We start from the raw sequence: 11171 nt of genomic DNA on the forward strand, positions 1-11171 counted from the left end.
AATCTCTGAAATAAACAAGGTCAGCTTGCAGAGATTGATTATTTTTGAGGCTTGCGGGCAAAAAAATGCCCTGCTACCAGCCGATGCCCGGCCCAATATGTGCATCGGCTTTCTTTTATTTCTTAACTAAAGTCATTCAACACCAATGAGATCATTGATTACATCCGTTTTTGTTTTGCTTCTTTTTGTTGCACCTCCCAGCTACGGAAGAAAGCACAAAAAAGAAGCTGCCTACAGCATTAATTACGTCTCCATTCGCAACGGAGCAGAAGTTCCGGGAAGAAGCATGAAGGTGAAATACGCCAATCAAGTCGCTTACCTTTCAGAAAATGGCGATAAAATTCGCAGCTATATCGACTATGGCACACATCAAACAGTAACCATCCTCAACTACGAAGATGAACTCTTTAAAACCTTAACTGCTTTTGATGCCCTTCCGCAACCCCAATTGGGAGACAAAGAAGAGACCATACTCGGCTATAAGTGCCAGTACGCCAAACTGTCTTCATTTTCAAATACCATTGAACTTTGGTATACAGACCAAGCCGGGGCAAAAGGCTCGCCTTACCAAGGCTATTTGCCCGACAGCAATTCGTTGGTACTGAAAGTAACCATCAATGGCAACCGGACCTTAGTGGCCAAGTCTATTGACAAGCTGGCTGCCGACTCCATTCCAGCCTATCCGTTGGAAGAAGCGACAGAAGTAACAGTTGCTGAGCTGGAAGAGTTGAAAATAAAATCGCGCTATACCGTGCTCCCCGTATTTGAAGATGAAATCATCAATTTTGAAAACCTGCCGGAAACCTATGAAGGGCAAACGCTGGAGTCGAATCGCACGTACCGCTTCTCAAAAGGCAGTGTGATTATGAAGAAAGTTACGCTTCCTGAAAGCTGGAAAGCCGGAGGCCAGGTTTTTGCCAAGCTGACCAGCTGGTCCAACGGGGATGCCTATGACCGCACCGGCTCTATTTTTGTATTGCCGGCTTCGCACAACAAAAAGACCATTCTGGCTGCCTTGCAAAATGGTCTGGATGAACTTCCGGTTTTCACCGACAACAATGGAGCCGAATACCAAGGCATCACCAGCACAACAAATTACGACAGCCCCATTGAAATCATGCGTTTCTTCACGTCATTTGGCGTCGGTCATTTTAACAAACTGCGGGAAATTAACAACTACCCGTGGACCTTTAAAGCCACCTACAAACAAGAAGTGACTCCGCTAATTCCGAATGACGATGAGGAGATTTGGATCGGTGTGTTTATCGGCAACTACGATAAGGGTGGACACAAGGTCGACCTGGAACTGGATTTTTATCCGGGATTTGAAAAAGAAGCACCAGCCAAAAAATACATTCAGCCCTTATTTTACTCGGTGAATATCATGGAAATGTCGGGGCAAAACTATGGTCGCTTGTTCCGAAACGACACACTTACCGTGGAGTTTGAAGTTCCCGAAAATGTAGAAAACGTGCAACTGCTTTACACCAGTACCGGTCACGGTGGCTGGGGCGGTGGCGATGAGTTTAACCCCAAACTCAATGAGGTTTTTATTGATGACGAACCCATTTACAACGTCGTGCCATGGCGGACCGATTGTGCCACTTACCGCTTCTTGAACCCAGCCTCAGGGAACTTCGGCAATGGACTATCATCAAGCGACTTGAGCCGATCAAACTGGTGCCCGGCAACTTTAACCCCGCCCGATCTGATTCCTTTACCAAACTTTGCTCCTGGCAAACACACCATAAAAGTGGTTATTGACCAGGGGGCAGATGAAGGCAGCAGCTTTAGCCACTGGAGTGTTGCCGGCGTACTGACCGGAAATTACAAAAATGATTCGAAGTAACCATTTCAGTAACTCATAAAGAAAAAGCGCCTGTTCAAAATCAATGAACAGGCGCTTTTTTTGATGCGGTAACTTCTTATTTCTTTCTGAAGAAAATCTGAAGTGGCACTCCTGAAAAGTTAAAATTCTCGCGAAGCTGGTTTTCAATGTAGCGCCGATAAGGATCTTTAATGTACTGTGGCAAGTTGGCAAACAAGGCAAACGATGGCGTTGGACTTGGCAACTGCGTCACATATTTAATCTTAATGTATTTCCCTTTGATGGATGGCGGCGGATACCGCTCAATGGCTTCCAGCAATACTTCATTCAACTTCGATGTTTTCAGTTTCTGCTGACGATTTTCGTAAACCTCAATAGCCAGTTCCAGTGCTTTGAAAATACGCTGTTTGGTCAGGGCAGACATAAACACAATCGGCACATCAACAAAAGGAGCAATACGCTCGTGAATCTGCTCGGTAAATTTCTTCACCGAGGCATTGTCCTTCTCAATTAAATCCCACTTATTCACCAAAATGACCACACCCTTTTTATTGCGAATCATCAGGTTGAAGATATTAACATCCTGGCTTTCGACTCCTCGTGTTGCATCAATCAATAACATGCACACATCCGAATCCTCGATCGAACGAACTGACCGAAGAACCGAGTAAAACTCCAGGTCTTCATGTACTTTGGCTTTTTTACGCAAACCAGCCGTATCCACCAGGTAAAAATCATGCCCATACTTGGTGTAACGCGTATTGATAGAATCACGCGTTGTTCCGGCTACATCTGTAACAATATTCCGGTCAACTCCGGTTAGCGCATTAATAAACGATGATTTGCCCACATTCGGACGACCAACCACCGCAAAACGTGGAACGCCATCTTCAGTTTCTATCACTGTATCTTTGCTAAAACTACTCACCACAGCATCCAGCAGATCACCGGTTCCACTTCCGGTCATGGCCGAAATACAGTACAATTCACCAAGGCCAAGGCCATAAAACTCCTGAGCATCCAAAATACGCTCGTTATTATCCACTTTGTTGACGGCCAGGAAAACCGGTTTTTCAGAACGACGTAAGATGTGAGCCACCTCTTCGTCCAAATCCGTAATTCCTCCTTCTACATCAACAGCAAAAACGATGACATCGGCCTCGTCAATTGCCAGATGCACTTGTTTCCGGATTTCTTCTTCAAAAATATCATCCGAGTTTTTGACGTAACCTCCCGTATCAATCACCGAAAAATCTTTCCCATTCCAGGTTGATTTTCCATAATTCCGGTCACGGGTTACTCCTGAAACCCCATCAACAATGGCTTTTCTTCTTTCAACCAAACGATTAAACAAGGTTGATTTCCCAACATTGGGCCTTCCTACAATAGCAACTATATTACTCATTTCTATTCAATTCCTTTTTCTGTTCCGGCAACCCGGATTTCTTTTTCAATTTCGATGGGGCAAATTCGACTATTGGAAATCATATCCGAAGTTCCCCAACATCCGGTCCTTATCACGCCAGTCTTTTGCAACTTTTACATACAATTGCATAAATACCTTTTTCTGAAAGAACTCTTCCAGATCTTTTCGAGCCTGGGTCCCCACCTTCTTCAAGGCAGCTCCCTGATGGCCAATAATGATTCCTTTTTGGCTGTCGCGCGCCACGTTGATCACACAACGCAAGCTTAGCAGCTTCTCCTCCTCCTTAAACTCTTCAACCTCAACCTCTACTGAGTAAGGAACCTCTTTCTGATAGTAAAGCAATATTTTCTCCCGGATGATTTCCGACACAAAGAAGCGATCGTTCCGGTCAGTTAATTCATCTTTGGGGAAGTAAGGAGGTGCCTCGGGCAACAACTCCAGAATACGGTCAAAAATAGGTCCGATATTAAATCGCTCCGTGGCTGAAATAGCAAATACATCAGCAGCTGGCAGCAAATCTTTCCAGTACTCGTACTGCTTCATCACCTCTCCCTGGTTCGACAAGTCAATTTTATTAATCAACACAATCACCGGAGCATTCGATTTCCGGATTTTTTCAAGGTATTCCTCATTTTTATCCGCCTTTTCCACCACGTCTGTCACATACAAAATGACATCAGCATCAATCAAAGCGGTGTTGACAAACTTCATCATCGATTCCTGAAGCTTGTAATTGGGTTTTAGAATTCCAGGGGTGTCGGAATACACAATCTGAAAATCTTCTCCGCTCACAATCCCTTTAATCCGGTGACGCGTGGTCTGCATCTTTTTGGTAATGATTGACAAACGCTCGCCGACCAAGGCATTCATGATGGTTGATTTCCCGACATTCGGGTTCCCAATAATATTTACAAATCCTGATTTATGTGTCATTTATGTGATCTCCATTTTAAAAAGCTGGGCAAAGATAACAATATCCTTTTAGCAGTTATAAATCAAGCCTTTAATTTTGATTAAATTGCTAAATCAATCGTAAATTTTAACGCTAAGTTCTTTTGGAACGAATCCAGTCGATAGGGTCCAAACCGATAAAAAGCACCGGTTCCGAAGGTGAAGAATCCAAATTTAACTAATTTCGAAACCAATATCCCACCTTCGTAATACCCTTTGTTAATAGATGGATAACGCGAAGCAAAACCATCCTGAAAGTCATAAGCTGTGCTTCCAATGCCTGCGTTGAAGGCCAGTAAAATGTCGGGGCGCACTTTTTTGTACCGAAAGAGTAAAGAGCCGAAATTATGCCGCCAAAAAAAAGCGAGCAGCTCATCGGTAAAAAATTCGTTGATGCGCATGGTTGAAAAAGAACTTTTACTGTAGAATGAAAACAGCTGCGGTCGCGACGCTGGCGGACTACTCAGCAAATTCACCACGCCCCCCGCCTCGCGCAACGATCCGAGCAAGGTAAATTCGCTTTCGCCCAAATTTCGTAACTGGTACGAATCAGATAGTTTAAATTCGATGGCACTATAGGCTCGATCGGAGCTGGTTCGCACCGCCCGTTCGTAGTTAAAGTGCAATACCGGGTAACGGCCTCCCAAAGAGTATATTTCACCCCGTCGTCGAAACAGGCGTTCCTTAAACGTTAACCGAAACTGAACGCCTAATTTGTTATAGGTCAATGCCTGCAAACTTTGGTTTCCGTCAATCAACCACGGATCCATGATTTGGTAATTTTTCCAATACGCCCTGGCTAGCAATGAAGGAAATAACCGTCCTTCCACCCCCGCCTGATAAAGCTGATGGTAAGAGAAGTTCGTCCGGTACCAGGCCTCCAATTGCCTGGAAATAAATGGCTCCTTTTGCTCCAAAAATTGAATGGCCCCATTCTCCCGCAAATCATTTTCATAAAGCACAAACAATTTGGTCGCACTTTCTTTATCCACCTTAAATCCCAGGTTGGCACCATACTTATTGACCTTATCCTTCAACCCGTATCGCCAGTAGCCCCCCAACAGTAAGCGTTCGCTGAAGCTGGGGTTGGTTTCCAGAGCCAGCCCCAAATGCAAGCCTTCCAAGTGATTAAACCCAGCCACCCGGTCCAGCAGAAGATCGACCGGCCAAAGCGGCACGCGCCAACCAGCCAGCGACTCAATGGCATTCATCTTGGCATCAAAGTGAACTTGCTGCCCTAAGCTATCCACAAACTGGTAGATGAGCGAGTCCTTGTGCGACAAAGGCACCGACCGCAATGCTTCCCAGTTGGAATCCGACTGCTGCGTGGCCGAAGGAGAAACACTTAATTGCGCTCCTTGCAGCTTTTCCTTTTCCAACGGAACATTGACCACCCGTTTACTAAAATAGGTTTTTCCCAAAGCCCGCACCGTAAGTGAATTGTCCGGAAAGTTGATTCCTGGAAGATTCAACTGAGCAAACGAAATTTCAGAGTTCAGTGCTTTCGGAAACCAATGCCCGGAAGGCAGCTGATCATAGACTTGTTCGATCGAAAGTACCATCCGTTTGTTCATTTGATCAGCTGCTTGCACCCGCAATGACTCAATAGCGTAGCCATCAGAACTGATCTTCAGCACCCCTTTCAGCCCTTCAAAATTTTTGTTTTTCCGAGGATAAAAACGAATAACAAACAAACTGTCCCCGGTGGGCGTAAACAAGGTTTCTTCTAAAATAAACAGGTACTTGTTCCATGAATTGGGAGATACCGGACTCAAAAATTGTTTTTCAAACAGTTTGATGTAATCCTGGTAAAAGGTGAAGGATTGCAGTTGAGTGGCCAGCAGAAAAAAAGACGGGTCTTCCAGGCCTGAAACCCGGCTGGCAATAATCACTTCCTTTTCCTTTTGCGGTTTCCGATAGGCTTTTTCGCTAACCGACTCCAACAAGAAAAGATCTTGCTGGTCGACAAAGCGTTTTAACTTCAACTGACTCGAGTCGGGGTTCTCTCCCAATGACTCCAAAAACCGAGTTCGGGTCTCATCGGTTAAAGAGAACGTCATCTTATTATACGATTGATAATAATACGAATCGAGGTTTTTGGGGCGATGAAGCTCACGGTTTTCCACGACCTTTTTCATAATCCGATCCGCCGGATTTTCCCCCGGAACAACTTCCACTTCGTCCAATGCTATGGCTGCAGGCTCCAAAGTAATCCGGTCCCCATCCTGCAGATGCTGCACCGCCAGCTTCTTTCGGGAATACCCCACATAACTCAACTCAATAGAGTCAGTCTCCTGGGCATCCATATTGAAAAAACCATCGATATTGGTTGTGGTTCCCCGGTTTTGGGTATCAAAAAGAACATTGACAAAAGGAAGCGGACGCGAAGTATCCGCATCAACAACACGAATGGTAAGGGTTTGAGCAACCAGCTGGCTGCCAAAAACAAGCAATGTCAAAAAAAAAGCAATTTTTTTCATGGCATAACTAGTCAATTTCATCCAGCTCTTTCTGTGTTTCTTTTAGTTTGAAGATATAATTCCCGTAAAGTTTTCGGAAGCCCCAGTGAAACAATAAAAACAACAGGGACACAGCCAGCAATAATATAACAATCCCCAGTACCAGACGCTGGATCATTTCAGGTGAACTACTCACCTCTGACAAGCTTGTGCTCAACTCATGGGCCTTGATGGTCATGCCTTTATATAAGCCAGTAATGAAACTGATACTTAACACCAACAAAAGAATACCCAAGGCCAGGTGAAAAAGCTTGCGATAAGCATACAGAATGTGAATAATGGATTTCAACACTTTCGCCAAATCATTGCTTTGCGAGTAGTTTTTGGTTGCCGCCCGATAACTCAGCCAGAAATACACAAATGAAGCTGCAATGCACAAAACACCAATTCCTTCCATCAATTGAATCCAAAGTGGAGTTAACTCGTATTCTGCCACAAAACTGGATGTGAAAAAGAAGTCATCAAAAGCAAAAAACAAGGTCAGGAAAAGGAGCACACCAAAACCGATCCGGATATTACGCTCGATCCGCTCAATCAAATTTTTCGTGCGTTTTTTCAGCAAGTCATAAATGGCCTGTTCCCCCAGCTGATGCTTGTTGGCATCATCAGACGAGAATTTACTCCATGCCGATTTAAAATCTTTCAGTTCCATTACTCTGAATTCAGTTATTCATGTATTTTTTCAACTTCTTTTTAATCCGGTTCATTTTCACACGCACATAATTCTGGGTAATACCGGTTATTTCAGCAATCTCTTCGTACTTTTTGTTCTCAAGATACAGCAGTACGATGGACTTTTCAACGCCGCTGAGGTTAGCAATGGCCTGATGCAAAAGTTTAATTTGCTCCTCCATTTCATGATCATACTCTTCCTCAGCCAGTTGGAAATTGCCGATTTCAATGGCACTTTTATCTGGCTGGCGTTTATTCTTCTTGAAACTCGTGATGGCAGTATTCAGGGCAACCCGGTACATCCAGGTTGAAAATTTGGCTTCGCTTCGAAAAGAAGGAAAAGACTTCCACAATTGCGCCAGAATCTCCTGAAACAAATCGCGACGATCTTCTTCAGAATCACAATAAATGGAACATACCTTATGGATGATCCCTTGATTTTGTGATATGATCTTGACAAATTCCTTTTCCAAAGCAATGCTATTAGTCTGGACTTCCCGAATAAATTACACTAACTCATTTTTAAAAAGCCAATCTCCTTCTCGGTTAAAAAACGCCAGGTGCCACGAGGCAGTCTTTTCTTGGTCAACCCGGCAAACATCACCCGGTCGAGTTTTAATACGCGATAGCCCAAATGAGCAAAAATCCGACGAACAATCCGGTTTTTTCCGGAATGAATTTCAATACCAACCTGGCGCTTATCTGTCTCATCTACAAAACTAATGGCATCAGCAGCAATAAAGCCGTCTTCCAGTTCAATACCGGTTTTCACCTGATCCATATCGGCCTGAGTAAATTCTTTATCCAGAAATACATGATAGATTTTTTTCTTCTCGTAGCTGGGATGTGTCAATTTGGTTGTCATCTCGCCATCGTTGGTAAACAACAACAGTCCAGTAGTGTCTTTATCCAGCCGCCCCACGGGGTAAATGCGTTCCTTACAGGCATTTTTCACCAACGAAATAACCATCTTTTCAGCATGTGGATCATCCATGGTGGTTACAAACCCTTTGGGCTTATTTAAAAGCACATACACTTTTTTCTCAGCACTAATGGCTTTTCCTTTATAAACCACCTCATCTTTAGAGGTTACTTTATAACCCAGGCTGGTAATCACTTCTCCATTAACCTGCACCTCTCCTTTTTCAATCAACTGATCGGCTTCGCGACGCGAGCAAATACCTGCATTGGCAATAAACTTATTCAGTCGGATCTCCCGATCGGACTTTTTAACAAGACTTATTTTTCTTTTTTCAGAAAACTGTTGTTCCTCGTTCGACTTGTTCATTTTCGAAAACTGGTGTCCTTCAGACTTAAATTTCTTTGTCATAACTTGTTTTAAATCGCTGCAAAGTTCGGAAAAAGAATTCAGATTGACACACTGCAGGGTAAGATTGAACCATTAAGTTTGTTCAAACCAAAACCGATTCTGAAAATTGAAGGCTGAAAACCAAAACCGGATGTCTTATTCCTGCTCCTGCTTATACAATTCATATTGATTCAGAATTGCTTCCCGCACTTGGTAATTATTGTTTACCTCATTGAGGATTCCTTTGGAATTGAAATAAATCATGAAAGAATCAGCTTCCGCCTCATCCAGGCCGGTCAGCTCCATAACAATCTCTTTACTGTAGTATTGCGAAAGGTATTCCCAGCGCTTTTCTGAAACTATGGCACTGCGCACTTGTCGCTTTTGCTTCTCTTTCCGGCTGACATGATACTGAATAAATGAGGCTGGTGAAAAAACCGCAGCATACCAGGGCGGTTTGGTGTTGAAAGCGTCGCCACGCAACTCCGGATCAATATCAACGGGCTTTCCGGTTGATATTCCTTCCATATTCACCTTGTTCGATTTTCCTTTTACTTCCACTTCCCCAATGGCAAACCGAAGGGGACGCACCCAAATGACAAACAAGCTGTCCGGATGGTGTTTGGGTGGCACTTGCACATATTCTTTCATAAAGCCCATAGCTGAAATGGCCAGGCTATCGATATTCAACATATCCATGACAAACTTCCCCTCCGAGTTGGTGGTTGTTCCGCCGTGAGTACGCAAATTTACCACATGCACGTACGGAACGGGTAAACCATCGTCGCGATTCAACACCTGACCTTTTAGCTGAATTAGAATCGGATCAATATCGGCCAGGTCTTGTGCTGTACCCCGGACAGCGAACAGGCTCAGCAAAAATGGAAGAAGGATAATCAGTTTTCTCATGGTAAAAACAAATTTAACACTTTACATTTACTTATACGTGCAATCCAACAAAGCTTAACGGCTTTTAACAGTCTTTATGTCTTCCTTCAAACAAGTCACTCTTCCTGCATGTTTGCTGGTCCTTCAAAATCAGCAAAAAAAAAGAGCCTTGATAAATGCATTACCAAGGCTCTTCGTTATACTATACGATGTAATTAGCTCAAATTCTTGATGCGCGTCATGGCTTCAAGCACACTATCACGATCAGCAAAAGCCGAAAAGCGGAAATAACCTTCACCGGCAGGTCCAAAGCCGGAACCGGGCGTACCTACCACATTAGCTTCACTCAACACCTTATCGAAAAATTCCCATGAAGTCATTCCTCCTTTGGTTTTTACCCAAACATAAGGCGCATTAACGCCGCCATAGACAGAGTAACCAATTTCCTCAAGGCTTTCGCGCATGATCCGGGCATTTTCCAAGTAATACGCAATCACTTCTTCCACCTCTTTTTTCCCTTCAGGTGTGAAGACTGCCGCTGCTGCTTTTTGAACCGGATAAGACACTCCGTTGAATTTAGTGGAATGACGACGCAACCACAGTTTCTTTACCGAGTGTGCATTTCCTTCGCTGTCGTATGCTTTCAGTTCTTCAGGAATTACAGTAAATGCACAACGCGTTCCTGTAAAACCAGCCGTTTTCGAAAAGCTGCGGAACTCAATGGCCACTTCTTTCGCCCCTTCAATTTCATAAATTGAACGCGGGATAGCGGGATCGGTAATGAAGGCTTCATAAGCGGCATCAAACAAAATGATACACTTGTTTTCGCGGGCATAGTTCACCCACTTCGCCAATTCTTCTTTACTGGCAACCGTTCCGGTTGGGTTGTTCGGGTAGCACAAGAAAATCAAGTCCGGACGCTCTGTTGGCAGATCAGGAGTAAATCCGTTCTCTTCCGTACAAGGCATATAAATTACCCCTTCGTAGTAGCCATTATCCTGGCACACTCCGGTTTTGCCCGACATCACAGTGGTATCGGCATACACCGGATAAACCGGGTCGCAGATCGCAATCTTATTGCTGGCACCAAAAATTTCCTGGATATTTCCGGTATCACACTTCGAACCATCCGAAACAATAATATCATCAGCCGGAATATCAATTCCATTGGCCTGATAAGCATGCTCAGCAATGGCTTTGCGCAAAAATTCATAGCCCTGCTCGGGTCCGTAACCTTTAAACGACGCTGCTTTTCCTTGCTCATCAACTCCTTCATGAAAAGCTTTCAGCACGGTCGGAACCAAAGGACGTGTAACATCCCCGATTCCCATTCTTATAATTTTTTTGTCGGGATTGGCCGCCGCAAACTCGCTTACGCGTCGTCCAATTTCGGGAAACAAATAGCCCGCTTGCAATTTCAGATAATGCTCATTAATTAATGCCATATCAATTCTTTATTTTTAGTGATTATTTTCTTTGAATTTGTTTAATTTCAGGCGCACAAAGGTATGAAATTGCTTTGTTTTTGCCTAAAACCCCTACCGTTTTTACTATTTCATAACGACTTTTACAAGATTA

Annotated in this window: 9 protein-coding genes; 1 reads left to right on the forward strand and 8 read right to left on the reverse strand. The window is 43.9% G+C overall.

What is annotated here, in order from left to right:
- The first annotated feature begins 145 nt into the window (after nucleotides 1-145).
- Nucleotides 146-1849, forward strand: a complete 1704-nt coding sequence (locus Q1A18_RS16615) for a PNGase F N-terminal domain-containing protein (RefSeq protein ID WP_299583234.1) — start codon at nucleotides 146-148, stop codon at nucleotides 1847-1849.
- A gap of 76 nt (nucleotides 1850-1925) precedes the next feature.
- Here the strand turns inward: Q1A18_RS16615 and der are convergent, their stop codons facing one another.
- The 8 genes from der to Q1A18_RS16655 all read right to left on the reverse strand — a co-directional run bounded on the left by der (nucleotide 1926) and on the right by Q1A18_RS16655 (nucleotide 11038).
- Nucleotides 1926-3233 (reverse strand): ribosome biogenesis GTPase Der, encoded by a 1308-nt coding sequence (gene der, locus Q1A18_RS16620; protein ID WP_299583237.1) that lies wholly within the window; start codon nucleotides 3231-3233, stop codon nucleotides 1926-1928.
- Between the two features lie 69 nt (nucleotides 3234-3302).
- A complete protein-coding gene (gene era, locus Q1A18_RS16625) occupies nucleotides 3303-4187 on the reverse strand; it encodes a GTPase Era (RefSeq protein ID WP_299583240.1) in 885 nt (294 codons plus the stop codon).
- A gap of 80 nt (nucleotides 4188-4267) precedes the next feature.
- The gene (locus Q1A18_RS16630; RefSeq protein WP_299583243.1) at nucleotides 4268-6706 is read right to left on the reverse strand and encodes a DUF5686 family protein; all 2439 of its coding nucleotides are present in this window, start codon (nucleotides 6704-6706) and stop codon (nucleotides 4268-4270) included.
- A complete protein-coding gene (locus tag Q1A18_RS16635; protein WP_299583246.1) occupies nucleotides 6693-7376 on the reverse strand; it encodes a hypothetical protein in 684 nt (227 codons plus the stop codon). Before Q1A18_RS16635 ends, Q1A18_RS16630 begins: the two co-directional genes overlap by 14 nt.
- Before the next feature lie 10 nt (nucleotides 7377-7386).
- On the reverse strand, nucleotides 7387-7869 hold the full coding sequence (locus Q1A18_RS16640) for a sigma-70 family RNA polymerase sigma factor (protein ID WP_299583249.1): 483 nt from the start codon (nucleotides 7867-7869) through the stop codon (nucleotides 7387-7389).
- Between the two features lie 38 nt (nucleotides 7870-7907).
- Nucleotides 7908-8726, reverse strand: coding sequence for a pseudouridine synthase (locus tag Q1A18_RS16645; RefSeq protein WP_299583253.1), 819 nt, complete (start codon nucleotides 8724-8726; stop codon nucleotides 7908-7910).
- A 135-nt stretch (nucleotides 8727-8861) separates the two neighbouring features.
- Nucleotides 8862-9614 (reverse strand): carboxypeptidase-like regulatory domain-containing protein, encoded by a 753-nt coding sequence (locus Q1A18_RS16650; RefSeq protein ID WP_299583256.1) that lies wholly within the window; start codon nucleotides 9612-9614, stop codon nucleotides 8862-8864.
- 194 nt (nucleotides 9615-9808) lie between these two features.
- Nucleotides 9809-11038 (reverse strand): LL-diaminopimelate aminotransferase, encoded by a 1230-nt coding sequence (locus Q1A18_RS16655; RefSeq protein WP_299583259.1) that lies wholly within the window; start codon nucleotides 11036-11038, stop codon nucleotides 9809-9811.
- Nucleotides 11039-11171 lie beyond the last annotated feature (133 nt).

The organism is uncultured Sunxiuqinia sp., from assembly GCF_947495665.1.
Taxonomy (GTDB): domain Bacteria; phylum Bacteroidota; class Bacteroidia; order Bacteroidales; family Prolixibacteraceae; genus Sunxiuqinia; species Sunxiuqinia rutila.

What these genes read in the sequence shown, in the direction of transcription:
- Q1A18_RS16615 (WP_299583234.1), top strand. Translation starts at nt 146, where the DNA reads ATGAGATCATTGATTACATCCGTTTTTGTTTTGCTTCTTTTTGTTGCA.
- der (WP_299583237.1), bottom strand. Translation starts at nt 3,233, where the DNA reads ATGAGTAATATAGTTGCTATTGTAGGAAGGCCCAATGTTGGGAAATCA.
- era (WP_299583240.1), bottom strand. Translation starts at nt 4,187, where the DNA reads ATGACACATAAATCAGGATTTGTAAATATTATTGGGAACCCGAATGTC.
- Q1A18_RS16630 (WP_299583243.1), bottom strand. Translation starts at nt 6,706, where the DNA reads ATGAAATTGACTAGTTATGCCATGAAAAAAATTGCTTTTTTTTTGACA.
- Q1A18_RS16635 (WP_299583246.1), bottom strand. Translation starts at nt 7,376, where the DNA reads ATGGAACTGAAAGATTTTAAATCGGCATGGAGTAAATTCTCGTCTGAT.
- Q1A18_RS16645 (WP_299583253.1), bottom strand. Translation starts at nt 8,726, where the DNA reads ATGACAAAGAAATTTAAGTCTGAAGGACACCAGTTTTCGAAAATGAAC.
- Q1A18_RS16650 (WP_299583256.1), bottom strand. Translation starts at nt 9,614, where the DNA reads ATGAGAAAACTGATTATCCTTCTTCCATTTTTGCTGAGCCTGTTCGCT.
- Q1A18_RS16655 (WP_299583259.1), bottom strand. Translation starts at nt 11,038, where the DNA reads ATGGCATTAATTAATGAGCATTATCTGAAATTGCAAGCGGGCTATTTG.